General features: G+C 40.4%; 25 protein-coding genes and 3 tRNA genes. 19 read left to right on the forward strand and 9 right to left on the reverse strand.

Going from position 1 to position 24774, the window contains the following annotated elements; all coding sequences use genetic code 11:
- Nucleotides 1–20 precede the first annotated feature (20 nt).
- From cmk to argS, 3 genes are read left to right on the forward strand one after another with little or no spacing between them, the layout of a single operon-like run.
- Nucleotides 21–668 carry a (d)CMP kinase gene (gene cmk, locus KJA58_RS03345; RefSeq protein WP_213358041.1) on the forward strand — a complete coding sequence of 216 codons (648 nt, stop codon included), beginning with the start codon at nt 21–23 and terminating at the stop codon, nt 666–668.
- On the forward strand, nt 665–1312 hold the full coding sequence (locus KJA58_RS03350) for a lysophospholipid acyltransferase family protein (protein WP_213358042.1): 648 nt from the start codon (nt 665–667) through the stop codon (nt 1310–1312). Before cmk ends, KJA58_RS03350 begins: the two co-directional genes overlap by 4 nt.
- Nucleotides 1312–3018, forward strand: coding sequence for an arginine--tRNA ligase (gene argS / locus KJA58_RS03355; RefSeq protein WP_213358043.1), 1707 nt, complete (start codon nt 1312–1314; stop codon nt 3016–3018). The genes KJA58_RS03350 and argS overlap by 1 nt, the downstream gene beginning before the upstream one ends.
- 30 nt (nt 3019–3048) lie before the next feature.
- Here argS and murA read toward each other — a convergent pair whose 3' ends face one another.
- A complete protein-coding gene (murA, locus tag KJA58_RS03360; RefSeq protein WP_213358044.1) occupies nt 3049–4401 on the reverse strand; it encodes a UDP-N-acetylglucosamine 1-carboxyvinyltransferase in 1353 nt (450 codons plus the stop codon).
- A gap of 215 nt (nt 4402–4616) precedes the next feature.
- Here murA and tarP point away from each other — a divergent pair, with 215 nt between their 5' ends.
- On the forward strand, nt 4617–7142 hold the full coding sequence (gene tarP / locus KJA58_RS03365; RefSeq protein ID WP_213358045.1) for a type III secretion system actin-recruiting effector Tarp: 2526 nt from the start codon (nt 4617–4619) through the stop codon (nt 7140–7142).
- Nucleotides 7143–7202: 60 nt separating this feature from the next.
- Here tarP and KJA58_RS03370 read toward each other — a convergent pair whose 3' ends face one another.
- The 4 genes from KJA58_RS03370 to prfB form a co-directional block, all read right to left on the reverse strand.
- The gene (locus KJA58_RS03370) at nt 7203–7919 is read right to left on the reverse strand and encodes a YebC/PmpR family DNA-binding transcriptional regulator (RefSeq protein WP_213358046.1); all 717 of its coding nucleotides are present in this window, start codon (nt 7917–7919) and stop codon (nt 7203–7205) included.
- Between the two features lie 7 nt (nt 7920–7926).
- Nucleotides 7927–8577 (reverse strand): SprT-like domain-containing protein, encoded by a 651-nt coding sequence (locus tag KJA58_RS03375; protein WP_213358047.1) that lies wholly within the window; start codon nt 8575–8577, stop codon nt 7927–7929.
- A 4-nt stretch (nt 8578–8581) separates the two neighbouring features.
- Entirely contained in the window at nt 8582–9097 is a 516-nt protein-coding gene (locus tag KJA58_RS03380; RefSeq protein ID WP_213358048.1) for a GNAT family N-acetyltransferase, read from the reverse strand.
- A 4-nt stretch (nt 9098–9101) separates the two neighbouring features.
- Nucleotides 9102–10203, reverse strand: a protein-coding gene (gene prfB / locus KJA58_RS03385) for a peptide chain release factor 2 (RefSeq protein ID WP_213358049.1) whose coding sequence is annotated in 2 segments (ribosomal slippage) — nt 9102–10140 and nt 10139–10203 — 1104 coding nt in all. Because the reading frame shifts where the segments join, the coding sequence is not laid out codon by codon here.
- A gap of 255 nt (nt 10204–10458) precedes the next feature.
- Between prfB and KJA58_RS03390 the strand changes: the two genes are divergently transcribed.
- The 4 genes from KJA58_RS03390 to truA all read left to right on the forward strand — a co-directional run bounded on the left by KJA58_RS03390 (nt 10459) and on the right by truA (nt 13210).
- Nucleotides 10459–10719 (forward strand): SWIB/MDM2 domain-containing protein, encoded by a 261-nt coding sequence (locus KJA58_RS03390; protein ID WP_213358050.1) that lies wholly within the window; start codon nt 10459–10461, stop codon nt 10717–10719.
- Between the two features lie 75 nt (nt 10720–10794).
- Nucleotides 10795–11757: a UDP-2,3-diacylglucosamine diphosphatase LpxG gene (gene lpxG, locus KJA58_RS03395; RefSeq protein WP_213358051.1), complete on the forward strand. Its 963-nt coding sequence runs from the start codon at nt 10795–10797 to the stop codon at nt 11755–11757.
- Entirely contained in the window at nt 11745–12413 is a 669-nt protein-coding gene (ispD, locus tag KJA58_RS03400) for a 2-C-methyl-D-erythritol 4-phosphate cytidylyltransferase (protein ID WP_213358052.1), read from the forward strand. Before lpxG ends, ispD begins: the two co-directional genes overlap by 13 nt.
- The gene (gene truA, locus KJA58_RS03405; RefSeq protein WP_213358053.1) at nt 12410–13210 is read left to right on the forward strand and encodes a tRNA pseudouridine(38-40) synthase TruA; all 801 of its coding nucleotides are present in this window, start codon (nt 12410–12412) and stop codon (nt 13208–13210) included. Before ispD ends, truA begins: the two co-directional genes overlap by 4 nt.
- On the opposite strand, the gene KJA58_RS03410 is transcribed toward truA, so the two are convergent.
- A complete protein-coding gene (locus KJA58_RS03410) occupies nt 13193–13864 on the reverse strand; it encodes an HAD family hydrolase (protein ID WP_213358054.1) in 672 nt (223 codons plus the stop codon). The genes truA and KJA58_RS03410 overlap by 18 nt on opposite strands.
- 140 nt (nt 13865–14004) lie before the next feature.
- On the opposite strand from KJA58_RS03410, the gene KJA58_RS03415 reads away from it, so the two are divergent.
- From KJA58_RS03415 to recO, 8 genes are all read left to right on the forward strand, one after another.
- Nucleotides 14005–14745 (forward strand): hypothetical protein, encoded by a 741-nt coding sequence (locus KJA58_RS03415; protein WP_213358055.1) that lies wholly within the window; start codon nt 14005–14007, stop codon nt 14743–14745.
- Between the two features lie 72 nt (nt 14746–14817).
- Nucleotides 14818–14900: transfer RNA gene (locus KJA58_RS03420), tRNA-Leu, on the forward strand.
- A gap of 124 nt (nt 14901–15024) precedes the next feature.
- Nucleotides 15025–15333, forward strand: coding sequence for a hypothetical protein (locus tag KJA58_RS03425; RefSeq protein WP_213358056.1), 309 nt, complete (start codon nt 15025–15027; stop codon nt 15331–15333).
- Nucleotides 15330–16463, forward strand: coding sequence for a two-component system sensor histidine kinase NtrB (locus KJA58_RS03430; protein ID WP_213358057.1), 1134 nt, complete (start codon nt 15330–15332; stop codon nt 16461–16463). Before KJA58_RS03425 ends, KJA58_RS03430 begins: the two co-directional genes overlap by 4 nt.
- Before the next feature lie 11 nt (nt 16464–16474).
- Nucleotides 16475–17638, forward strand: a complete 1164-nt coding sequence (locus KJA58_RS03435; RefSeq protein ID WP_213358058.1) for a sigma-54-dependent transcriptional regulator — start codon at nt 16475–16477, stop codon at nt 17636–17638.
- Nucleotides 17639–17709: 71 nt separating this feature from the next.
- Nucleotides 17710–17783: transfer RNA gene (locus KJA58_RS03440), tRNA-Arg, on the forward strand.
- 149 nt (nt 17784–17932) lie between these two features.
- A complete protein-coding gene (locus KJA58_RS03445; protein ID WP_213358059.1) occupies nt 17933–18502 on the forward strand; it encodes a type I restriction enzyme HsdR N-terminal domain-containing protein in 570 nt (189 codons plus the stop codon).
- Nucleotides 18471–19154, forward strand: coding sequence for a DNA repair protein RecO (gene recO, locus KJA58_RS03450; RefSeq protein ID WP_213358060.1), 684 nt, complete (start codon nt 18471–18473; stop codon nt 19152–19154). The genes KJA58_RS03445 and recO overlap by 32 nt, the downstream gene beginning before the upstream one ends.
- Here recO and KJA58_RS03455 read toward each other — a convergent pair whose 3' ends face one another.
- Together KJA58_RS03455 and KJA58_RS03460 are read right to left on the reverse strand one after the other, a co-directional pair.
- Nucleotides 19155–19814 (reverse strand): hypothetical protein, encoded by a 660-nt coding sequence (locus tag KJA58_RS03455; RefSeq protein ID WP_213358061.1) that lies wholly within the window; start codon nt 19812–19814, stop codon nt 19155–19157.
- An 85-nt stretch (nt 19815–19899) separates the two neighbouring features.
- Nucleotides 19900–19981: transfer RNA gene (locus KJA58_RS03460), tRNA-Leu, on the reverse strand.
- A 126-nt stretch (nt 19982–20107) separates the two neighbouring features.
- On the opposite strand from KJA58_RS03460, the gene KJA58_RS03465 reads away from it, so the two are divergent.
- Both KJA58_RS03465 and yidD read left to right on the forward strand, forming a co-directional pair.
- Nucleotides 20108–20896 (forward strand): RMD1 family protein, encoded by a 789-nt coding sequence (locus tag KJA58_RS03465; protein ID WP_213358062.1) that lies wholly within the window; start codon nt 20108–20110, stop codon nt 20894–20896.
- On the forward strand, nt 20897–21148 hold the full coding sequence (gene yidD / locus KJA58_RS03470) for a membrane protein insertion efficiency factor YidD (RefSeq protein WP_213358063.1): 252 nt from the start codon (nt 20897–20899) through the stop codon (nt 21146–21148).
- On the opposite strand, the gene KJA58_RS03475 is transcribed toward yidD, so the two are convergent.
- A complete protein-coding gene (locus KJA58_RS03475; RefSeq protein ID WP_213358064.1) occupies nt 21143–22267 on the reverse strand; it encodes a LysM peptidoglycan-binding domain-containing protein in 1125 nt (374 codons plus the stop codon). The genes yidD and KJA58_RS03475 overlap by 6 nt on opposite strands.
- Between KJA58_RS03475 and pheT the strand changes: the two genes are divergently transcribed.
- Nucleotides 22215–24761 carry a phenylalanine--tRNA ligase subunit beta gene (gene pheT, locus KJA58_RS03480; RefSeq protein WP_213358065.1) on the forward strand — a complete coding sequence of 849 codons (2547 nt, stop codon included), beginning with the start codon at nt 22215–22217 and terminating at the stop codon, nt 24759–24761. The two genes, KJA58_RS03475 and pheT, sit on opposite strands and share 53 nt — an antisense overlap.
- Nucleotides 24762–24774: the final 13 nt, after the last annotated feature.

Raw genomic sequence — 24774 nt, forward strand, 5'->3', positions numbered from 1 at the left:
GGTAGGCTGCTTAGAAGAATATGCTTGTAACTATTGATGGACCTTCCGGAACAGGAAAAAGCTCTGTGGCTAAGGCTGTAGCAGAAGCTTTGGCTTTCAATTACTGCAATACGGGAGCTATGTACCGAACATTGGCGTATGCCTATTTAAAAACGGGTTGTTCGGACACGTCTAAGCTCCTCTGTGAAGAAGGTTTGTTTTCCTTTTCGTTCTCTTCGATGCAGCCTCTACAATCATTCTTCAAAGGCGAGCCTTTATCTCCCGTTGATCTTTCAGAACCTGCAGTTACAAAGACAGCCTCAGATTTAGCCAAAGATCCTGAAGTACGAAGGTTTATGCAGAAACAGCAAAGAGAGTACGCAAAGCTCGGCAATTGTGTTTTTGAAGGACGAGACATGGGGTCTAAAGTATTCCCTGAAGCGCAGATAAAAATTTTTTTGACAGCAACCCCTGAAGTTCGAGCTCTCCGACGGCTTAAGGACTACCCTGAAAATTCTATCTCTTACGAAGAACTAAAAGCAGCTCTGGTAGCTCGGGACAAGGAAGATTCTCAAAGAAAAAATGATCCACTAACTGTACCCGAAGGGGCCTTTATTATCGACTCCTCAGAACTTTCCATAAAAGAAGTAACTCATAAGATCCTCGAGATAATTTCGCAAAAATTATGATAATTTACTACATTGCTAGACCTCTGTTTGCTTTGCTATTTTTTTTATTTTATCGAATACAAGTCTTTGGGAATAAGTCCCTCACAAAAGAGGGAGCTGTAATCACCCCTAATCATGCTTCCTATTACGATGGCATAGTAGTTCAGCTCTCCATCAAGGGCCCCGTCTATCACTTCGTAAAAGCTTCTTTATTTCAGTCGAAGTTTTCAAACTTTCTTATGAGATCTATCCACTGCATTCCCGTCGCAAAAAGGAAAAATAACCTGTCTTCTATTAAAGAAGCCACAGACTTAGTTAAAAAAGGAAATAAATTAGTCATTTACCCTGAAGGAACAAGAACTCCTGATGGGAACTTACAGCCAGGGCAATCGGGAGCTGGAATGCTTGTCATATCTCTGGGTGTTCCTGCTATTCCTGTTTATGTAGCGAATACATACAAAATTTTTAACCGCCATATGAAAATTCCCAAGCTATTTAAAAAAATCCCTGTTGTTTTCGGCTCTCCTATCTATTTTGACGACATTCGTAAAGACTCTTCTTTAACCAACAAAGAAGCTTATCAAAAAGCTGTTGATAGAATTATGGATCGAATAGCACATCTAAAAACATGGTATGAAAATGGTTGCGTAGGAGAGGCTCCCTGATGACTTACTCTTCTAAAAGATTAAGACTTTGGCTAGAAAACATTTGTAGTAATGCTTTTCAAAAAGCTTTCCCAGAGTTATTGAATATTCATCCGGAGATCACTTTAGCAACAAAAGAAGCATTTGGACACTTCCAATGCAATGAAGCCATGAAGCTGGCAAAGCCTCTTAAACGTTCTCCCGTGATGATAGCCAACGAAGTTTTGCAGCATATTCCCAAGGAATACTTTTCTATAGTAGAAGTTGCCGGAGCAGGATTCATTAACTTTACGCTTTCTCAAAGATTTCTGGAAGAAAATCTCCAAACCCTCCCTTCCTTACTTACTCCAGGATCTTTGATAGAAAAACGTTTACGTATAATTGTAGACTACTCGTCTCCGAATACTGCCAAGGATATGCATGTAGGGCATCTGAGATCCACAATCATTGGCGACTGTCTTGCCAAAGTCTATTCTTTTCTTGGGCACGATGTCCTCAAACTCAACCACATCGGAGATTGGGGCACAGCCTTTGGAATGTTAATCGCTTACATTCAAGAAAATAATCTTAAAGATCAGGAGGACATAGAAAATCTCACTTCTCTATATCAAAAAAGTAGAGCTCGTTTCGATGAAGACGAGAAATTCAAGTCTCAGGCAAGAAAGAATGTCGTTCTCTTACAAAAAGGAGATCCCAAAATTATAAAAATTTGGGAAAGCATCTGCGAAGCCTCTAGAAAGGCCTTTAATAAAATTTATTCTCTTCTTGATGTATCTATAGAAGAGCGAGGAGAGTCTTTTTATAATCCCTTCCTTCCGAAAGTAATTGAAGATCTAGAAGAAAAAGGACTTGTCACCCTCTCTGATGGAGCAAAGTGTGTCTTTCACGATAATTTTCCTATTCCTCTCATGATTCAAAAAAGTGATGGTGGATATAGCTACGATACCACAGATATCGCCGCTATGCGTTATCGAATAGAAACAGATCGCGCAGATAAAATTATTATCGTTACAGATTCTGGCCAATCTTTGCATTTCAATTTGGTTGCAGCAACAGCGCTGGCTGCTGGCTATTTGCCATCAGAAAAGTCTTTTACCCACGTTGGATTTGGATTAGTACTTGATACTCAAGGGAAAAAATTCAAAACCCGATCAGGAGAAAGTATTAAACTGATAGACCTCTTGCTTACAGCGATCAATAAAGCCATGGCAATTCTGTTAGAAAGAGACTCATCGATAACACCGGAAGAGGCTCAAAGGAAGGCTCAAATTTTGGGCATTAATGCAGTAAAGTATGCAGACCTTTCTTGCCATAGAACCAGCGATTACGTCTTTTCCTTCGACAAAATGCTGCGTTTCGAAGGCAATACGGCCATGTTTATTTTATACTCTTACGTTCGTATTCAGGGAATAAAACGACGCCTACAAGTGGACAATATTTCTGAAGCAAGAGGACCTATTTCCCTCGAAAACCCAGCAGAAAAAGCCTTAGCCTTCAAGTTACTCTGCTTCCCAGACGTATTACTCAAAGTAGCTGAGGAACTTTTTCCCCACTTGTTGACCGATTACCTTTACGAGCTTGCAGAGAAGTTTAACATCTTCTTCCGCGACTGCCACATAGAAGGTTCTGAATATCAAGAATCTAGACTAAACCTGTGCTTGCTAACAGAAAGAATTCTATCAACTGGAATGTCTCTATTAGGACTTCAAACTTTAGATTCTCTTTGACTCTATAACCCTTAGTATGAAATCTTTCTACTAACAAAATGCATATTCTTGAGTTTTGTTGGTGAGATTTTTAGAAACACGAATTTTTGCTCCCAATGACTCGAGATTCGTTACCAGCTTATTGTACCCACGATCCAATAACTCTGCTCCACGAATAACGCTTTTTTCTCCTTCAGCAATTAGTGCCGCCATAACGTAAGCAAACCCGGCTCTTAAATCCGGAATACATACTTCTGCTGCCTGTAAAGGGGTCACACCTCTGATTACTGCGCTATGAGGATAGTTGCCTGCCTTATAGCGACAATCTTTGGAACTCAGACATTGATAAAACAATTCGCAGTCTGCTCCCATAGCACGCAGTCCTGACAAATATTTCAAACGATTTTCATGAACTGTTTCATGTATTACAGAAGAGCCTTTTGCTTGGGTCAACAATACTGCAAAGGGTTGCTGCCAATCTGTAAGGAACCCAGGATGCACGTCCGTTTCAACTACGACACCACCTTTCAATGCTCTCTCACGGAAAAACTCTATTCCGTCATCCTTAACAATAAACCCGCCACCAATCTCTCTTAAACCATTGAGAAACGGCAACATGTCAGAATGACGAGCTCCTTGAACAAAAATCCTTCCATCAGTTACCACAGCAGACATACCAAAAGATGCCGCCTCTATCTTATCTGGGATCACTGTATGATCCACTTCATTAAAACTTTGTGAACCAAAAATTTCTATAGTTCTATCATTGTCCGTTGTGATAGTTACTCCCATCTTCTGGAAAAACATAATCAAATCGATAATTTCTGCTTCCAACGCAGCATTTTTTATTAAAGTCCTACCAGAAGCCCTCACTGCTGCAAATATTAAGTTTTCTGTCGCTCCTACGGAAGGATATGGAAGTTCTATGTGTGCTCCTATCAATCCATCCTTTGCATGAGCACAGTATCCTCTTTTATCTAAGAAAGCTTCTGCGCCCAAACACTTAAGACCTTCCAAGTGAAAGTTAACTGTTCGCTCCCCTATAGCATCGCCGCCCACTATCGGAACAACAACTTGCTGTCTAGTTCTTGATAATAAAGCTCCTATAAGTAAAACAGGGATACGATTAACTTTAGAGAAACACGAAGATATACTGGTTGTAGCTATCTTTGGAGTGTGAATTTCAATCACTTGAGCTTGCTTATCCCACTTAATTTTGGCTCCTACTTCGCGGCACAACTCGACAGTGAACCGCACATCTCCAATATCGGGAATATTTCGAAGAACACATTTTTGATCAGATAACAGTGATGCTACCAACAATTTTGTTGCAGAGTTTTTAGCTCCAGAGACTTTAACCGTTCCTGTTAAAGAACACCCACCAAACACCTCTAAAGTTTTCATAATTTTCAGTTTCTCTCGTTCATCGGCTACGCCTACGCAAAACTAAATATCCATAATTGCTGCGTATTTTTCCATACCAAACTTTTATCACCACTCAAATTATTAAAAACAAAAGTTGTGCATTTTTTATCACTTTTTAAAAGAAATTAAAGTTTAATTAAAAAAATTAAATTAAATTAAAATCAAATTAATAAAACATAATTATTTTTTGCAGTATGTCATCTCCCATAGGAAATAATCAAGGCGTCAATGTCGATGTACCAATAACTCCTACAACAACAACTACTACGGGCGGTATTGGCGAGCACTCCGTAACAACAACAGCTACAGGACAAACCTCTGAGACAGCTACCACAACAGGCTCTGTAGCAACAGGATCCTTGCAACAAACCGGGGGAGCGGGAAGCGTAAACGTAACTTCTTCTGACGGGAACGTTTCTGGCGTAACTGTCAATGGCGAATCTGTAAAAATTTCCACTTCGGGAAACACACAAGCTACTTCCACCGCAGACAAAACGGAATCCGCTTCCAGCTCCGTGCTGTTCTTCAAAGAAAGCTCTGGAACAGAACGATCCGAAACCTTAGACGCTATTAATGAAGACCTAGGAGGCCCTACAGAAGCTGCTGGAGGACGTAGAGATTCTGTCTCCAGTACTTCTAGTGAAAGTTCTTTAGACTCCCTGTACAGTCTTAGGGGTTCCGAAATGAGTGAAACTGAGGCAGCACAACAAGTGGGACCCGGAGGTCTGCCTCAAAATGCTATACCATCTTATGACCCAACAAGTAAGGCTTCGATCATTGAATTCTTAAAAAACCCTAACGTACAAGGGAAGATGCAAACAAAAGGCGGACATTATGTTTACGTCGATGAAGCTCGTTCTAGTTTCATTTTCGTAAAAAATGGAGACTGGAGCACCGCCGAATCTATAAAAGTTACCAATGGAAGAACTAAAGCAGACCTTACAAACCCAAAGACTTTGGAAGACTGCATAGCTAAGTTTTGTGTCGGATTCAAAGAATTAGAAAGTAGTTGGAATAACGTTGTAAAGCCTGGTCTAGAGAATAAGTCTGGGGCCACCGGAGATTATTCCCATTTAATACTTAACATGAAGTTCAAGACTGCTGTCGTATATGGTCCATGGAATACCAAGGAAAATTCTACAGCCTATACACCATCTGCATGGAGACGTGGTGCTGAGCTTAAAGTGAACAAAGAAATTTTCGGAGATGTTGGTGGACTAAAGCCTCTTAGCTGGCAAAGCACACCACGACCTACAGATGCAGACTTCCACTTTGACTCAGAAACCTCTAAACCCCAACCGCAGCCTCAACCTCAACCATATCCTCCCTTCCAAATGCCATCGATTAATATCAACATCAATAATACTAATAACAACAATGTTGGCGGTGGAGATAGTAATACGAAAGGAGCTGATAACGTCGACACTTCTAATAAAACTGATGAGACAAATAAAACCGAAGAAACCAATGAAGCTGATGAAACTAACGAGACCGAAAGCACTGACGGAACTTCGGAAACATCTCAATCAGAAGATGTTGTTGATGGCAAAATCGAAGAAGAAGGAAACGGAGCTGACAACGAAGCTCCGCCACCACCACCCTCTGGAGGAGACAGAATCAACGCAAACATACTGCCTTCCAATGACTTAAAAACCCTTTTATTACACGTTCGACAACATCTTGACACCGTGTACGATGAAAATGGTAATCACCATACTGGAAGTCAAGATTTGGGTAATGTCGTTAGAACAAGTGAAAACGGAACATGGGTTCCGACAGTTAGACTTGCTGAAGGTAGTAGTGACACAGCCAGAACCGAAGGTCCTCAAGGACCTGATACTGATGACGGAGGCGTTGGAGGCACTGGAGGCGGAAACAATGATGTTCAAGAAACTCCTTCCGACGATGATTCTTCAAAAACAAAAGGCACAGATGAAACAGACTCCTCTACAAAAACTTCCGATGATTCAGGAAAAGGTAAAGGGATTGGAGGGGATGACAACGGTGCAGAACTCATGGATATTTTAAGTAGAGTTCGTAAACACCTGAATGTTGTATATCCTGGAGGCGGCAACGAAGGTCCTGTAAATGTCAACAGAAACCTTGGGGAAGTTATCCAAGAAGCTGAGGCTGGAAGAGCTGATTCTGGTACCTTTGCTACTGGCGAATCAGGCAGTGGCGATGAAGGTTTTGTTACCGCTACAGTCTCTGGTGGCATAGCTAAAACAGCCCAGTTAGTAAAAAATGAATCTGCTAATCCCTCTGATGGTTCTGGGCAAAGCGTTTCTGGGAAAAAAGGCCCTCCCGTGCCACCGAAACCTTCTAACCTTGCAGCAAGAGTGGCACAGGGTGGAGCAGGAACAAGTAGAGCAACATCTACACCTCCTCAACCAGCGAATACTGCAACCAAAATGATGGGCAAGCAGTTTGGTCTACAAACAAGTACCAGAGATTTGTTGAAGGAAGTCCGAGGACATCTCGATAACGTTTATCCAACGGGCGGAAGAGGACAACCCCAAAATGTAGGAAGTTCTCTAGGAAGCGTGGTTTCCAGATTCAGGGAGGAAACAGGCTCTGGAGGCATTCTTCACACGGAAACGGTAAGAACAGAAGGACAGAGCAACAGCACGTCTTCTACCAACGAGCAAATCAACGCACAAGGTGGAGCTGTGAAAGCCCTTGCGAAGATGTTCGAAAACGCTTCTAACAAGAATCAGTAGATTAGAATCCGAAGAGATCTCTTTATTAAAAAAGGGATCTTTTTCATGTGAAACTATATTCTAAGCCATATTGTGATACACGGCGTCTACGTCGTCTATTCCTTCCAACCATTCAATAAGAGCAAGATTGCTCTGACCGTCCTCTTCATTACAATCTATTAATCTCAAAGGTCTGTAAACTAACGCGTCTTCCGCGACCTTAACTCCTGCTTCAACTAGTTTTTCTTTCACGTCAGAAAGTGCCGACACCTCAGAAAACACTTGAAAAAACTCCTCATCATCAGAAGTAAGGTCCTCCCCCCCACCTTCTATTACAAAAGAGAGCAAAGCCTCTTCATCTATAGAGTCTTTGGGGACGCTACAACAGCCCTTTCTCTCAAAATTATACAGCACACTACCAGGCTCTACCAACGCTCCCCCTCTCTTATTAACTGCTATACGCATATCGGAGGCTGTCCGATTTTTATTATCTGTCATAGCCTCAACGACAATACCTACACCACCGTACCCATAAAGCTCATAAACTACAGACTCAAATCCCTTTTGATCCGAAGAAGAAGCTTTTTTGATATTTCGCTCTATATTTTCATTAGGAATATTTTGATCTTTGGCTTTTTGAATGATCATCCTAAGTCGAGGATTACCCTTAGGATCAGGACCTCCGGCCTTTACAGCCGTAATCAACTCTTTTATAATACGAGAAAAAATTTTACCTTTTTTGTGATCGGCCCTTTCCTTTCTATATTTAGTGTTAGCCCACTTACTATGTCCTGCCATTACCTACCTAGCTCATTAATAATATGTGTTGGTGTTGCTTTTCCCAAGCTACCGCTTCTTGATATTTCTTGAATAGCTTTTCTCTTTCTCTAAACGCTGTGGAGTGAACATTACGTCTACCGGAAGACCCTTTACTAGCCCCTACGACCCCATGGACCATTTCGTGATAGATGACAAATTCTAAAAAAAAAGAAGGAACTTCTTTTCGGTCTAATGAGCGATGTATTCGGATCATTTTCTCTTCGCTATGAAAAGTTCCTAACGTAATCGAGTTTCTTGTCCTTCCCAAAATCCGTCCAAACCACCCAATACGGAACCGCAATTCTCCGCCAAAATACTCCTCATTCACCCTTTGGTATAGCTCATCCAAATTATGTACCTTACCGGGTGAGGTATCTAGGGGTATAAGAGCTGGTTTTGAAAAGACATATTCCTCTAACCGTTTTTTTATTTTTCTACAGAGTTTTTTTCCCTTGATGAAATCAGCAATAATTTCTGCTGCCCACAGAGGAGCCGACAACAATTTTTCTTGGAGAGAAAGAATTCTTTTACGAACACAAAAGGAAAACAGCGTAGAAACCCCTCTGTGAGTGCGCACGCGAACAGGTTCTGTTACCAATGAACGAATCTTTCGAATAAACAGCTCAGAGGATTTCATGAATCTATAGATCTCTCTCCATAGTTATTTTTGCTAAATAACCTTCTTCGTCTTTATAAAACCGCTCTTGTCTTCCGACTTCTTTAAATCCAAATCGTTCGTACAAAGCTATTGCTCGATTTTCAGAATAGACCTCTAAATAAAGAACTTCCAGACGAAAGGTGCTTTTAGCGAGGTGAATAAGATTATTCAATAGAGTAGTTCCTACCCCTTTATTTCTATAAGGCTCTCCGACAATAATAGAGATCAGAGCATGATGGGCGACTTTAACGTAGGGGTTCAAAACTAAGGTAGCAACGCCTGCAACTTCTCCGTCCATAAGAGCCGTTAAACTGCTTTTGTAACGATAAAATCCTACCCAAAAGTTTACGGCATCTCGAATTTCATTCTCTGTTTTAAGAGGAAACCCTCGTAAAATTTTTGGATCATTGAGCCATCTTTTCATATACTCGCCGTCTTCAGCGACAGTATATCTGATGGTTAATCCTGGAACACCCAACCCGAAAGATTCTTCCTTCATCACGCTATTCTCCAAACATTGTTAAGTACGCATTTATAAAATCATCTAACAACTCACCATCCATCATAGCGCGAACATTCCCTACCTCGTACCCCGTCCGAACATCCTTAACGAGTGTATAAGGCTGGAAAACATAGTTGCGAATCTGAGATCCCCAAGCGATTTCTTTTTTGTCTTTTCTATCCAATGCTTGTTTCTCCATCCGCTCTTGAAGTACTTTTCGATACAACTTAGCCCGAAGCATTTTCATGCAACTTTCTCTGTTTTGCAGCTGACTTCTCTCATTTTGACAGGACACAACGGTCCCCGAAGGAAGATGGGTAATTCTTACGGCAGATTCGGTAACATTTACGTGCTGCCCTCCCGCTCCAGAGGACCTATAAGTATCTATACGTAAGTCTGCTGGATTGATTTCTATTTCTATCTCTTCATCAATTTCGGGAAAGACGTCTACGGAAGCAAAGCTTGTGTGCCGTTTAGCATTACTATCAAAAGGAGAGATGCGAACTAGCCTATGCACTCCCCTTTCAGCCTTGGCATACCCGTAAGCAAATGGGCCACAAATCTTCAGAGTAATGTTCTTAATACCCACAACCTCTCCGTCCAAGCGATCCAAGACCTCTGTCCGCCACCCCTTAGAGTTTGCCCACCGATCGTACATACGCAGCAACATTTCTGCCCAGTCGCAAGCTTCTGTTCCCCCTGCTCCAGCATTAATACTTAAAAAACAGTTGTTGGCATCAACTTCTCCAGAAAGCCTCTGCTTAGCTTCTAGTTCCGCCAGTAGTTTCTCACAAGCTTCTAGTTCTGCTTGCAACTCGCTGACAAGGTCAGCATCATCCATAGAGTCTGAATCTTCCAAAAAAAATTTGACCGATTCAAATTTTCTTTGAGCTTCTTGGAATGAAGTTAGCCGTCGTTTTTTCTCCGCGAGTCCAGAAAGAACGTCTTTGGCTCGACTTGGATTATCCCAAAAAGTACCGTCCTGAGTTTCCTTTTCTTTTAACTCTATCTCCTTGGCAAGCTCCTCTGGGTCAAAGAGACCTCCCGACTGAATCCAGTCGTTGGCTCAAAACTTGCAACTGTTTAGAAAGCTTGTCATCCACTACTCCAACCTCGAGAACGCTACTATCACCTTAGGAGAGAGCGATTTTAGAAATAGGAATTAATAAAGTCAATCTACGCGGATTCAATATATTTTTAGCTTATCTAAAAGAAAAAATTCTTCTAAATTGCACCGAAATACCTCTAGAAATAAAATTATATCGACTTTTTGCTTTGACGATAAACCATGGCTAAAGATAAAAAGTTTGCGACGAAGGGCTAAGACCTTTCTTACATATTTACTAGGAGCGAAACCGATGAGTCAAAATAAGAACAGTGCTTTTATGCAACCTGTAAAAGTCAGCGCTGAATTAGCTGCAATTGTGGGTAATGGCCCTATGCCAAGAACGGATATCGTAAAAAAGCTTTGGGAGTACATAAAGAGCAAGGGCTGCCAAGATCCAAAAAATAAAAGAAATATTTTGCCTGATGAAAAGTTAGCGAAAGTTTTTGGAACGTCAGCTGCTATCGATATGTTTGAGATGACAAAACGCTTGTCTGCGCATATTGTTAAATAAACGTCACTTTATAAGATGTATTTGCAAGGTAAGAGCAGTCTTAGTCTTTGAGCCTGCTCTTATGGTAACTCCCGGATGTTTTTTAAGATTGCTTTTCCTACAGTCTCTGTTTGCTTAGGCGCTGCTTACTGGGCTTCTTGCATCGAGCCGAATTTAGTCCAAGTCACCTCAGAAATCTGGAAACTCCCAAAGAAGTACTCTCAGCTAGATGGACTCAGAGTCGTTCAAATTTCTGATTTGCATTACGGGGAAGATATACCCGAAAAATTCTTGAAAAAAGTAAGCAACACAGTCCGGAGATTGCATCCGGATATTATTCTGTTCTCTGGGGATTTCCTTCGCAGGTCTCAGATCGAAAATCGAGACAAACTTCTGGGCTTCTTGTGCTCACTAGAAGCTAAGTTGGGTTCCTACTGTATTTTTGGAAATCATGACTATTCCAAATACATCTCAGGAACAGGAAAAGGGTTGATCGATATTATCTCTCCGGAAAAAAGTCAAGCCATCAAACGGGCTGCAGCCTCCATATGGAACTGTTTAAAAAAACAACCCTCTCAACAACAGATCTCAAAACGCACTGCCCATGTACCCACACATAAGGAACTTTTTTCTTTAATAAAAGAAACTCCCTTTACCTTGTTACATAATGAATCCATTTTCTTACCCATAGGGCTTAATATTGTCGGCTTGGGAGATTATTTTGCCCAAAGATGCCTTCCTAAAGAGGCATTCGTTAACTACAAAGAAGATTTTCCAGGGTTCATTCTCTCCCACAATCCCGACAGCATCTCTCTTTTAAAAAAATACCCAGGAGAATGGATATTCTCCGGACATACTCATGGCCCCCAAATTTCCCCTCCGTTTATCATGAAAAAGTTCTTTCGAAAACTTTCTGGGCTGCAGAATATAGAATACTGCCGAGGCAAGCATTTTCTCGCTGAGAATAAAATTTTGTACGTCAACCGCGGATTGGGTGGTCTTAAGCGAATTCGATTCGGGTCAAAACCTGAAATCCTTTTCTTAGAATGCAAACAGTAACAACTCAAACAAAACAAGTCTCTTTAATACTCCTTGCCGGAGGCAAGGGTGCTCGATTTAAATCCGCTATTCCTAAGCAATTTGCTTTATTTCGAGGGGAACCACTTATTTTCCACTCCCTAAAAACTTTTCTAAAAATCCCTCTAATCTCAGAAATTATTGTGGTATGCCCCTATCAATACCGAGAACTGTTTCATATTTTTCCCGTAATCTTTGCTAACCCAGGCAAAGAACGACAAGACTCTGTCCTCTCTGGCGCGCAAAAAGCCTCTCACCCCCTTCTTCTGATTCATGACGGAGCTCGCCCCCTAGTTTATCCTGAAGAAGTGAACAAACTTATCCTTCACGCTCAGACTTATGGAGCCTCTACACTGGCTTCCCCAGCCGAATACACTATAAAGAAACGTTGTAAACCGAACGGAGAAATCCAAACTCTAGATCGTTCAGAACTTTTCATTACCCATACCCCTCAATGCATCCGCAAGGACATCCTCCTCTCAGGAATGCAGCAGGCAAAAAAACTTGGCAAGGTTTTGACCGATGATGTTTCTGCTGCAGAAATTCTCAATCATCCTGTGCACCTTGTGTTAACAGAAAACCTAAATATAAAAGTTACTTACCAACGAGATCTTAAACTCATTGAGTCGACGCTATGACACTTAAAAAACCCAAAATTTGCATTCGACTAGAGTACGACGGAACAAAGTTTTGCGGGTGGCAAAAACAACCTCAAAAACTATCTATCCAGGAGTCCTTAGAGAAATCGTTGCTACAAATATCAGGAGAGAAAATTACAGTAATAGGGTCGGGAAGAACAGATGCAGGAGTGCATGCCCACGGCCAAGTTGCTCATTTTTCTAAAGGCAAGGCTCCAATCTTTCATTCTTCCTCCAAGCTTTTGCTGGCATTAAATGCCGTACTTCCTAAGGAAATCTCCGTACTATCCATAGCAGAGGCCCCCGCTTCCTTTCACGCTCGCTATAGTGCACAAAAAAAAGAGTACCGCTACTACCTCTCATTTTTAAAAAAGACATCCCCATTGCACTACAATTTTGTCCACAATATTCCTGTGCAACTAGACATAGAGCTCATGCAACAAGCGGCTTCTTATTTTATTGGAGAGCACGATTTTTCTGCTTTTGCTAACAGTGGGCGAGCTTATGAATCCACAATACGAACCATTTACTCCTTATCTCTACGTTTCATCAACGAACATCTCTTAGAAATAAGTTGTACGGGGAACGGTTTTCTTTATAAAATGGTCCGCAATATCGTTGGCACACTCATACATATAGGGCAAAGAAAAAACTCTCCAAATTTTGTTTTGGATCTTCTATCCCGGAAAGACAGATCCCTTGCCCCAGAAACTGCACCAAGTAAGGGTCTTTCTTTATTCCGCGTTTTTTATACCCCAGACCCCTTCCAAGATAAAGCCTCAACCTACCTCCTCTAAAGAGCGCAACTGATAAAATCTCCCCCCCTTCTTGTGAGCAAGAGTAGTTTTATCTATGGAGTGATCTTTGTTAACACACACTATATCTGCGTCTATGCAAGAGAGTGCTTGCACGCCTTTAATGGAATCCTCAAAACCCACCACTCGATCATTAGATGACACATACCTACTATAAGCTAGCTCATAAGCGTCCGGATACGGCTTAGGCCTAGAGTAGTCTTCGCGCACTATTCGAAAAGAAAGTTTTTGTAACACTGGGTGCTCTTCTGCCACTTTATCAACAAAGCGGCCAGAGGAATTTGTCACAAGCACGCTAGTCTTTTCTTCCATACAAATCCTTTCTATCAGACTAGCAGCTCCTGGCATTAACTGAGGGGAGCCTTTTACTAATAAATTATGGTACAACCTCTCCTTCTTTTCATAAAGAGCTTCCCAACATGAAGCTATCTCAGGAAATAATTCTATAAGAAAATTTTTCAAAAAAAGCCTACCTTCGGATACCAACCGGTAATATTGAGAAAAATCAATGGAAAGAGCGAACCCAAACTCCAGACAAGCATCCTTGAACGCAGCAAAATGATACGGCTCCGTGTTTACTAATAATCCATCAAAGTCAAACAAAAAAATCTGATAATTTTCTACCCGAACTCTCATAATTAAAACTCCAAAGAAACGCTCTCACACAGTTAGTTTTCAGAGAGATTAACTAACTATTTCTTTCGTTAGAAGATATTTTGTACGGTTAAACAAATAAAAAATCTTTAATAATCAGAGATAAAACAGTGAGGAACTCCGTGACTAAAAGTTTATACAAGATTGCTGTAAAAGGTTTCTCATCCTTCCTCCTGATCTCCTCTACATTCGTTTTAAACAGCTGCCAAAATCGAACTCACTTTAAAGGCGTCACCATAGCAGAAAGAGTCTCTTCTCAAAAAAATTCTAGTGTTATTTTTCTCCCAACGAATTATTCCGTGGCACCCCCTTGCTACTCTTGGCAACCCAATTTTTCTCATATCATTACCAAGCATTCTTTTTACTGTAGGGGAACAGATCAAATTTTAGATCGTCCTCCTTTCCAAGACTGTAAAGGGCTTTTTTCTCATGGACTCCCTATAAAAAATGGAAGAGAATTTATAAATCCTCGGCTTGTTCAAGCTGTAGCTATCCTATACCAGGTTTTTTCCAAGGAATACACCATAACCATAAGAGAAGGTTATTCTTGTAAGCGACACTTTTTATTCAAAAAATCTATCGGAGAGCCCCTAAATCCCAAACATTTATCAGGAAATGCTGCCACTCTAACTATAACTTCGTCCAATCTTGAGGATGATCTTTCCGCTATCTTCTTCATAGAGAAACTAACGCCATCATTGAAAAAAATGTATCCTAGAACTGCTCCTTCCGATTATACATTCGCTTTTTCTCCCTATCAAATTACAAACAAAGAGCTCGCTTTTTCCTTTGAACCCCTAGCAAATGGCGTTGAAATTTTTATAGAAACTTTTTACGAGTCCGAAAATTTACATTCTCCATAGCACCTCTCTAGAGATTTCGGTAAAAGCCCTTGCCTATATATCATCGATTTCCTATCCTTGGATACTCTTTATGCCGGTGTGGCGGAATGGTAGACGCGGTAGACTCAAAATCTACTCTTAGCAATAAGGTGTTGGTTCGAGTCCGATCACCGGCAGTTTTTTTACTCCTTACTTTTTCTTTCCCAAAGTTCTTCGTTTTGCCTTGCTTTTTTCAAGTTGCCATAAAATAGTCGGTGGTTTTTCCTAGGGAAAAGCGGTCTCTAGAAGATTTTTGACATAATGGACGAGGAATCCCCCTTACATCTCCTAAAAAAGAAGAAGGGGTTCTTTTCGGCCATATTAAAACTCACAGAAGTTGAAAGTTCTCTCTCGCTCTCAGACTTGGAACAATCTTTACGACAAAAAAGAATTCTTCTTTCTTGTATCAAACGTGTCGATGAGAAGTTAGAACCTTTCCAAAGTTACCTTAAAGAAGCTCCTTCTATAGAGATCTATAAAGAGCTGACAGAGATTCGTCTATTAATAGAAAAGGTCTTATCTCTGGATGAAACTCATTACACCCAAAGAAGACTGAGCATCGACCTATGAGCGATAATATCCATTCCACAAAAACCTGTTCTCATTCTTATATACCTGCATCACAAAAACAGCTTCCTTCTTCAGCTAAAAAAATTAGCTCTGAGTTGAGCGCAATAGTCTCTAGACTAAAAAAATCGTCTCGAGAAACTGAGTATATTCTTTCCTCTATCCCCGATGGTATTTTTTTAATAGCGCAAAATGGATCCATAACAGTCTGCAATACTGAAGCAAAAACTATTTTAGGCTTCCCAGAAAATTACCCCTTGCTACATCAGTCATTCTTTGATGTTTTCCCTGATGCCTTTCTCGGGTTTTCTGTCTCTGAAGCGTTAAAAAATCTTCCTACCCCTAAAACTGTAGCTCTTAACCTGGAGGAAGGAGGGTTATCGAAAGATTTGGAAGTTTTTGTTCGAAGATGTGGAGGCAACGATCTTGATGATTCTCCTTATCTCTTCATCATGATCAGAGATAGATCTATGTATAAACAGCTAGAAAACGCTTTAGAACGCTACAAAAACATATCAGAAATCGGCCGATTAGCGGCAACCTTAGCCCATGAAATTCGAAACCCTTTAACAGGTATTGAAGGCTTCGCATCTCTTCTAAAAGAAGAGCTTTCTTCTCCTAGACATAAACGCATGGCGCAATCCATTGTCGACGGTACACGTTCTTTAAACTCCTTAGTATCCTCTATTCTTGAGTATACTCGACCCAATCCATTAAACTTAAAAGCAACAAATCTTATAGACTTTATCACTTCTCTAGAACCTCTTCTAACTTCAACCTTTCCTTCTTATAAGCAAGAAATAAAGGCAAAAGATTCCATAATCAAATCCATGGACCCAGATAGAATAAAATCTGTTCTCTGGAATCTCGTAAAAAATGCTTGTGAAGCCGCTTACCCCGGAACTTCCGTCGTTCTGTGCTTAGAAGAAAATGGGGATATTTCGGTAACAAACCAAGGAGAGACGATCCCTTCGGAAATCTTTAAAAACCTTTTTACTCCTTTCTTCACAACAAAAGCTTCCGGCAATGGGCTAGGTCTTCCCGAAGCGAAAAAAGTTATGAATATGCACGGAGGAGAAATTACCGTCTCCTCTGTCAACGATGTTACATCCTTTGTCATAAAAATACCTTAAGACGCAAACAAATGATTATAGAATCTATTCTTATTGTTGATGATGAACCTATTCTCAGAGCTTTCCTTCAAGAACTTTTAGAATCTAGGGGCTATGCAGCAACTACCGCAACAAATACTAAGGAAGCTCGTTCTCTTATTCGCAAAAACTTTTTTGATCTCATTATTTCTGACATGAATATGCCTGATGGCTCAGGCCTTGACGTCCTTTCTGAAGCTCAAAAATATTCCCCAGAGACCCCAGTTCTCGTCATAACAGCTTTCGGCACCATTGAAAACGCTGTAGAAGCCATGCAAAAAGGCGCTTTTAACTACCTCACCAAACCCTTTTCTTCAGAAGCTTTGCTAGCATATATAGATAAGGCTAAAGAACATAAAGCTCTTCTATCTCAAAACTCCTTCTTTAAGTCGGAGGCTTCTAGTAACTCTGAATATCCTCTAATAGCTGAGAGTCTAGAAATGAAAAACCTCCTTCTGCAAGCAAAAAAAATTGCTAGGACGAATGCGAATGTCTTTGTTCACGGAGAATCTGGTTGTGGCAAAGAAGTTATTTCCCAATATATTCATAATAACTCACTTAGATCACAAGGCCCATACATTAAAGTAAATTGTGCTGCTATTCCTGAACCCTTGATGGAATCAGAATTCTTTGGTCATGAAAAAGGAGCTTTCACAGGAGCTACTATTAAAAAAGCTGGGCGCTTTGAACTTGCTAACAAAGGGACTTTACTCCTAGATGAAATCACAGAAGTTCCCATTAACTTACAACCTAAGTTATTACGCGCGATTCAAGAAAGAGAATTTGAACATTTGGGAGGTACGAAGACTATTTCTGTCGATGTACGCATCTTAGCAACTTCCAATAGAAATTTACGGGAAGCTTTAGAGGATAAATCCTTTAGAAAAGACTTATATTACCGACTCAATGTTGTCTCCATTCACATTCCTCCTCTGAGAGAGCGGAAAGCGGACATCATGCCTTTAACAAATTTTTTTCTAAATAAATTCTGCAAAATGAACGGGAAAAAGATTAAAGCCTTATCCTCAGAATCAAAAGAATCTTTACTAGATTACCATTGGCCAGGAAATGTCCGAGAACTTTCCAACGTGATCGAACGTGCCGTTATCCTAGAGAACACCGAAACCATTCTTCTCGAAAGCTTATCGTTAAACTAGTGATTTTTAGGAGTTTTTCTTGAGTTTCTCCATTTCTTTGATTAAACTGCTTCCGAAGACTTTTCTTTTAGGCACCGATAGCTCAATTGGATAGAGTACCTGGCTTCGGACCAGGTGGTTAGAGGTTCGAGCCCTCTTCGGTGCGTTCCTTTCGATATCGAAATCAATACAAAATCTTGTTTTGCTGTCCAAAATTTGTTTAACAAGCATAATGGAAAATACACCATTGTAGAAACAGTACGATCGTTAGGACTTCTAGCGCCCTACTTCCTATGATACCTTGAATTGGTTACTATGCCCTTAAAAAAAACTCCTCTCGAAGCATCTTCTACAGAAAAAAAATTTATTAGCTCGAAAGGAGAGTCCTCAAGACCCGAAGAGATCGTAAGACAAAAAGTAGTCCACCTCCTCACTACAAAGTTAGGATACCCCAAAAATCTTCTTATCTTGGAGAAGGAATTACGCTCCTTGTCCGTTCTTTTTACTAAGAATCACAATCTTAAACTCCCTCACAGACGCATGGACATCCTCGTCGTTACACCTAAATTTTATACTTATCAAGGGAGAAAACAGTCTTGTCCCCCATTTGAACCTTTACTATTAGTCGAGTGCAAGTCAAAAGTTTTAAATCAGAAAACGGTTTTTCAGGCCCTAGGGTATAATGCTTTCATCGGAGCACCTTGCATAGCATTAACTTCATCAAAACAACATCTGACAGGTTTTTTTAATGCAGAAACCCAAACCTTTGAATTCTCCGAAGGACTGCCGTCGTTTACGGACTTAATGAATTACTATTTTAACTCAAAAAACGACCACAAAAAATCTATTCCCCATGCTCATAAGAATCCCAGGAATTTCTCTTAAAACTGTTCCTTTAGAAAAACAGAGTTGTACAGTCACTATATTCACTCCTTCGGGACTTATCTCGGTATTCGCAAAGAGTGGCTTGTCGCCTAATTTCACTGAAAGAGAAACGCTGCTTCCTATTACTCATGCCTACTACACCTTCACTCATCACCCTCCAAAAATGAGGCGCTTTACTGAAGCGGAAATTATTAATCCTTACTTAGAAATCAAAACAAATTACAATGCTTTAATGGCGTCAGGGAAAATGATCGAAGCAATTCTTTCCACCCAATGGAAGGAAAAGCCGTCTAAAGATTTATATGTCTTATTTGCAAATCTCCTTCATCGAATACCTAAGGTGAAATATCCACAAACTTTGGCATCAGCTTTTCTACTAAAACTTATGAAATACGAAGGAATCCTGGCTGATAGTCCTTATTGCCGAGACTGCAAGAAACACTTAACGGATACTGTGCACCGCTACAAAGGGTACCGGTTTTGTGCAGAACACAGCCCCGCCGGTAGCATTCCTTTTTCTCGAGATGAAGAACGTTTTCTTCTGGCTTTAATATCTAGTAAAAAATTCTCTAATTTAGAGGAGCTTGCAAATTTCAACGTATGTCTAAAAGATTCTATTTCAAAACTCTTTAACACTATCATAGAAGATTAATCACAACACTGTGATGCTTCCCCCATCACCAGTTTGAATGTCAAAAGTTATTGTTGGAACGCTTCCAGCTAACTCATTACGAAAAGATTTATTTCGTAATCCCTTCTTCGTTTGAAAATACTCTGGGGAAATGTTTACCTTTCCTCCAAATGACGTATGCGTTTGAATGATAACGCCAATAGTTTTGGGCAATCGTAAGCAAATAGCTTCCGAACGATTACAAATATTGACATAGGCATTTTTTCTCCAAGTACCATCGAATGTCAAATTAATCTTACATGAAGTACAACAAATGGATACATAATCTAAAGATTCATAGTTTCCAGTAAAAGTCCCATTCAATACTCCGAAAGTTCCTTCATAAGAGATCGTTTTTAAAAGAGGAAATTGACCGGAACAATCTAAAAAAACTCTCTTATTTCTCTTTGCATCGATCTCTATGTCTTGCAATTCTGGGTATTTTTTTGAAAAATCAAAACGCTCTATGTGAAGCTCTTCTTCCCCATAAGAGAAGTTTTTTGCTGTTCTAAAAGTCCCTGTATCCAAGCCGTTCCTAACCGAAGCACCATCAAGAGCCTCGACACTTAAAGATATCGATAAGGAGACGGAAAGAAAAATACAAAACGAAAGCCTGAAAAACTTAAAGAAGAGTTGCTGCATTCCTAGACGACTCCTGAGACATTCCAAAAGCCTACCATCTCAAGACGTACTGTTATTTGGCAACGACAAAAATTAAACGGAACCATGCGAGAGAGGGGACTCGAACCCCTAAGGATTGCTCCACTGCCACCTCAAGACAGCGCGTATACCAATTCCGCCACTCCCGCAAAGAAAGGGCCCTATTTAGATAGGAAGAAAGCTTACAAAGCTTTACCTGTTTTGAACAAGAAAAAAAACATTTCCGAAGATAAAGAAATCAGGTACATTGGGGGTAAAAAATTTTATAAACCACCATGCGTTGCACAGCTTATTGTACCGCTTCTGCGTACAATCTACATGTTCTTTTCCACCTATTAAAAGCGCATTACACCACGACCCTCTCAAGAGAGTATGTGTTAGTAATCTCTAATGAGAATCCTGATATGATTGCGGTTTTCTTCTCTTACGGAACTACTGTTTTTTGGGGGTGGAATGAACAAGATGAAATTCGCCTGTTACAAACGTTGGCTCCAGCTTCCCAAGAAGTCATCAAACACCCTGAGATCGACAAATATAATTTTGATTACGGAGAAAAATTACTAATACGAAGAGACAAGTTAGTCTTGTCTGACTCTTCTGTTAACACTAAGTTAGCTATTTCTTTTGGATTAGCCCAATCCGTCAAGTTAACGATTTTTGAAGAAACTATTTACAAAACCATCGAAAATTCTAAAAGACTCCCTAAAGACTTGGCTACCAAAGGACATATCCGCATGTCCAGAAGAACGATAGGGAAAAGAATAGGCCAACTGTTTTTAGAAAAGGCTTCCGTAAACTTACATTCTGATATCCTTGACGAACCAGATTTTTTCTGGGAACACCCAGAAACTCAACCCATTTACCGAGACGTTTTTCTTTGCCTAGATATTGAATCCCGTATCAACGTTCTCAATCATAGGTTAACCGTTCTGGGAGATTTATTAGAAATTTTAAACGATCAGTTGAACCACCAACATTCTTCGTCTTTAGAATGGACGATCATATGCCTAATTATGTTAGAACTATCAGTAGCCCTGTTGAAAGATGTTTTTAATGTCATCTAAATGAAAAAGTTTTTAACAACCACAATAAAGGCCTATCGTCTATTTCTTTCTCCATTCTTCGGACAATCTTGCCGTTTTTTCCCTTCCTGCTCCTTTTACGCTCTACAAGCCCTTCATCATTACAAAACAAGAAAAGCTTTATGGCTCATCTCTTGCCGGATTGTGAAATGCTGCGGATGGCATCCGGGGGGACCAGACTTTCTCCCAGGAACTTCTGTGGAGGAGGCTCTGCAACAAGAACCCCCTCTATGACTCGCGTTTACAGGGAATTTTCAGTCGAGTTCCGGGTAAAATTTTGTCCGTTTTCATTCCATTGGCTCGGGATAGAGCTTCTACTCCTATACCAAATTTCTTCGCTACAGACCATAAAGAATCTCCTTCCTTGACCAGGTAGTCCTGCCCTTTTTCTAATGGCTCTCTTTCTTTTAAACTTCTTCCGTCCCCGTTTTTTTGTGAAAGTTGCATCCTGGCTACATTTTTTACTTCTAGCGAGCGCGGCGAAACAAGAATCTGATGACAAAAATCTTTTGCATAATGAGATTCCATAGGCAATATTCGAAGGAATTTTATTAGCTTTTCATCAGAAAAGGTATGCATGACATAATCAACGTCGTGAACCAAGAAAAGCAATGAAGCTAAAGGGAACTCTGCTCTAAGGTACGTAGACAAACATTGCCGACGAGCTGCATCAGAAACCAATGTTGCACGAGCCTTTTCTGAGCATAAAGAAAAAAACACCTCTTCTCCGCCCAAAATTACCATCCGAACTAAGGATGCTAACGAAGACACTTTCTCCTCTGCTCCCACAAGCAAGGTTCGAAAATAAAGAAATTCTGGAGTGGAACAGAAAGCTACTATCAGATCTTCAGAAACGTCCCCTGTTCGAAGCCCCTGATTTAGCTGTACAAATAACCCCCTAGAGGTATAGGGATACTGTTCCCCTAAAAAAAATTTCTTTGCTAAATCATATTCCAATTCCTTTAGCCCCTCTGGAACAAGAATCTTTTTTCCTCTCTCTTCCAATTCAACCATAGAAACAGGCTTCTCTATAGCCTTGACTATGTCAAAATGATGGAAAGAAACTGCCGCTCCAAGAGCAAATTGTTTCAGAGGTCTTCCGTGAACAGTACCCTCAGAATCTAACAAAGTGAACAAATCCTTTAGAGAAAGAGCGGTCAAAATTTCTATAAAATTATCTGGGAATGCAGCCGAAGACCTAGTCTTGGCTACCATAGGACCATTAAACAAATTTAACTTGTAAATGTCTTTGTGAAAAACCGCCGAATATAGAAGAAATAGCGAAACGATATTCAGAGCTATGCTGAGAACCAAAGATTGTAATAACCATTTCCCTTGCCCTACTTTGCTCATTCTTCAACAAGATCTCCCGTCCTGCCGCGCAGAACCATTAAAACTCTTGCCACTATACATTCTCTCTCGTAAAATCTCCTATCAAAAACGTTTGCAAGCTATGCTCATCCCTTTACAGGCATTACAACGCTACTTCAGCTCTCCCATCTCTTTAAAAGAAATCCTGCGAGCCTGCGACATCATCGGTATAGAAGCCACCATATCAGAAAGCAAAGAAAAATCCTTCTCCGATGTTGTTGCCGTCAAAATTCTAGAGGTCCGTCCACATCCTGATGCAGAAAAATTGCGGGTGGCCACAGTTAGTGATGGAGAATCTCTTACCCAGGTTGTATGTGGGGCTTCTAATTGCCGTGAGGGTATAATTACAGCTTTCGCAAAAGTTGGCGCTACTTTGACCTCTTCTGAAGGAGCTACCTACAAAATAAAAAAATCTAAAATTCGCGGAGTAGAATCCTTTGGCATGTGTTGTTCCACAGAGGAACTAGGTATCGCTGCAGAAAATTCTTCTGAAGGAATTTTAGAACTGCCCAGCGATACCCCATTAGGAGAAGATCTTTCTATTATCTTGGGCAGCGTAAGTCTTGAATTATCTCTCACTCCTAATTTAGGACACTGTGCCTCCCTGCTAGGAGTTGCTAGAGAAATAGCCTTCGCTCTAGGAAAAACTTTAATAACTCCCCAAGAATGGAATTTCTCTCCCTTCCCTACCTTACTATGCCCCTCTTTTGACCGAGCAGATGAGGACGCTTGCCCTCTCTTCGCCTTTGCAGAAATCACAGGTATAGCCAATATCCCCTCCCCAAAAGGACTTCAAGAAACACTAACAAAATTAGGACAAAAGCCCACCAATGCAATTGTAGATATCACTAACTACATTATGCTTGGGTTGGGCCAACCGTTACATGCTTACGATCGAAGATTCGTTGATACCGACTCTTTGTCTGTTTCCAAACTAAATTCTTCTCAAAGCATAACCACATTACAAAATGAAGAACTTCTTTTGCCTGAATCTACGCTCGTCATTAAGGATAAGGAAAAAACTCTTGCCATTGCCGGTGTGATCGGTTGCAAATCCTCGTCTATTCAGGACTCCACAGAGTCTATAGTTCTCGAAGCCGCCTACTTCTCTCCGCAAACAATTAGTAAGTCTATATCTTTAACAGGACTACAGACAGAAGCCAGTTACAGGTTTTCTAGAGGCGTCGATCCAAAGAACGTTCTACCAGCACTTTATGCCGCCATTCATCTTATCCTAGATATCTTCCCTCAAGCTAAAGTGAAGCATGTCTATGTGTTGGAAAATTCTCCTTACGAAGCAAAATTTGTCTATCTACGAACATTTCAAGTCAATCGTTTACTAGGCACCTCTCTAGATCAAAAAGAATGTTGTTTGAGACTCGAACGCCTTGGATTCCAGGTCGTTAAGAAAGAGGAAGATAGAATAGTTGTCGAAGTCCCTTCCTACCGTCACGACATCACAACAGAAACAGACCTCATTGAAGAACTTTTTCGTGCTGTAGGTTTTCACTCTATCGCGCACACCCAAAGCTCTGTCGCCACCTCTAAAGTACGCGAAGCCTACCCCCCTCTCTACTCTTTAAATCGTCAACTTGTTCACTCCTTAACAGGATTTGGTCTGCTGGAATTTTACACAGAAGACCTATTAGCACCAGCCTCCGCGGAACTCTATCCAAAAACAGAATCTAACATTCATCTCTCTGGATCAAAAAGCTCTTTATTATTAAGACCTTCTTTGTTCCCTGGCCTGTTATCCTGTGCTGCAAACGCTTTTAATCGCCGGCACAACTCCTTCAGGGGATTCGAAATTGGAAAAGTTTATGATAAAATCAATGAGCGTTACCAAGAAAAAGAAGTTCTAGGACTCATACTAGGAGGAGAACCTTCCCCTAACTCTTGGATGCCTACCGACAAAAAACTATCCTTTTTCTCAATAAAGGGCTTGATAGAAAAACTTCTCTGCGATTTAGGTATAAGTATTCCACTAGATGTAGACCCTTCTGACTCACCCCTTTTTCATCCATTCCAACAAGGCTTGTTAAGAGTAAAAAAAACGGATTTAGGAATTATTGGTTCCGTGCATCCCAAGTATTTAAGAAAAGCAGGCATCTCTCAGCCGGTACTTTTTGCCGAAATTTTCTTAGATAAACTTCTAAAACTACTTCCCAAAGAACATGTTTCTTACAAACCTGTTTCTCCTTTCCCTTCATCGTTTAGAGATGTTACTTTGCCCGTTCCAGATAAAATCCCTTCGTCTACTTTGGTGAAAAAACTTTTGTCTCTAAACTCTAAATGGCTTGAAAGTGTCACGGTCGTCAGTATATACCGTGATAGTAAGAGTATTGATAGCAACGTTAGAAATATTTCCTTGCGATTAACCTTCCGAGGAAATACAAAAACATTGTCTAATCAAGAAGTCGATGAAGAATATAATTTATTAATCACTTCGTTGCACCAACAACTCGAAAGAGAATAACTTTATAAAATTT

The organism is Chlamydiifrater phoenicopteri (assembly GCF_902807005.1).
GTDB lineage: Bacteria > Chlamydiota > Chlamydiia > Chlamydiales > Chlamydiaceae > Chlamydiifrater > Chlamydiifrater phoenicopteri.

Coding starts and splice junctions, on each gene's coding strand:
- pheT (WP_213358065.1), top strand. CDS start 22,215: ATGCTGAGAACCAAAGATTGTAATAACCATTTCCCTTGCCCTACTTTG.
- cmk (WP_213358041.1), top strand. CDS start 21: ATGCTTGTAACTATTGATGGACCTTCCGGAACAGGAAAAAGCTCTGTG.
- KJA58_RS03375 (WP_213358047.1), bottom strand. CDS start 8,577: ATGAAATCCTCTGAGCTGTTTATTCGAAAGATTCGTTCATTGGTAACA.
- lpxG (WP_213358051.1), top strand. CDS start 10,795: ATGTTTTTTAAGATTGCTTTTCCTACAGTCTCTGTTTGCTTAGGCGCT.
- KJA58_RS03380 (WP_213358048.1), bottom strand. CDS start 9,097: ATGAAGGAAGAATCTTTCGGGTTGGGTGTTCCAGGATTAACCATCAGA.
- KJA58_RS03435 (WP_213358058.1), top strand. CDS start 16,475: ATGATTATAGAATCTATTCTTATTGTTGATGATGAACCTATTCTCAGA.
- truA (WP_213358053.1), top strand. CDS start 12,410: ATGACACTTAAAAAACCCAAAATTTGCATTCGACTAGAGTACGACGGA.
- yidD (WP_213358063.1), top strand. CDS start 20,897: ATGAAAAAGTTTTTAACAACCACAATAAAGGCCTATCGTCTATTTCTT.
- murA (WP_213358044.1), bottom strand. CDS start 4,401: ATGAAAACTTTAGAGGTGTTTGGTGGGTGTTCTTTAACAGGAACGGTT.
- KJA58_RS03455 (WP_213358061.1), bottom strand. CDS start 19,814: ATGCAGCAACTCTTCTTTAAGTTTTTCAGGCTTTCGTTTTGTATTTTT.
- tarP (WP_213358045.1), top strand. CDS start 4,617: ATGTCATCTCCCATAGGAAATAATCAAGGCGTCAATGTCGATGTACCA.
- KJA58_RS03425 (WP_213358056.1), top strand. CDS start 15,025: ATGGACGAGGAATCCCCCTTACATCTCCTAAAAAAGAAGAAGGGGTTC.
- recO (WP_213358060.1), top strand. CDS start 18,471: ATGCTCATAAGAATCCCAGGAATTTCTCTTAAAACTGTTCCTTTAGAA.
- KJA58_RS03445 (WP_213358059.1), top strand. CDS start 17,933: ATGCCCTTAAAAAAAACTCCTCTCGAAGCATCTTCTACAGAAAAAAAA.
- KJA58_RS03370 (WP_213358046.1), bottom strand. CDS start 7,919: ATGGCAGGACATAGTAAGTGGGCTAACACTAAATATAGAAAGGAAAGG.
- KJA58_RS03475 (WP_213358064.1), bottom strand. CDS start 22,267: ATGAGCAAAGTAGGGCAAGGGAAATGGTTATTACAATCTTTGGTTCTC.
- ispD (WP_213358052.1), top strand. CDS start 11,745: ATGCAAACAGTAACAACTCAAACAAAACAAGTCTCTTTAATACTCCTT.
- argS (WP_213358043.1), top strand. CDS start 1,312: ATGACTTACTCTTCTAAAAGATTAAGACTTTGGCTAGAAAACATTTGT.
- KJA58_RS03465 (WP_213358062.1), top strand. CDS start 20,108: ATGCGTTGCACAGCTTATTGTACCGCTTCTGCGTACAATCTACATGTT.
- KJA58_RS03390 (WP_213358050.1), top strand. CDS start 10,459: ATGAGTCAAAATAAGAACAGTGCTTTTATGCAACCTGTAAAAGTCAGC.
- KJA58_RS03350 (WP_213358042.1), top strand. CDS start 665: ATGATAATTTACTACATTGCTAGACCTCTGTTTGCTTTGCTATTTTTT.
- KJA58_RS03410 (WP_213358054.1), bottom strand. CDS start 13,864: ATGAGAGTTCGGGTAGAAAATTATCAGATTTTTTTGTTTGACTTTGAT.
- KJA58_RS03430 (WP_213358057.1), top strand. CDS start 15,330: ATGAGCGATAATATCCATTCCACAAAAACCTGTTCTCATTCTTATATA.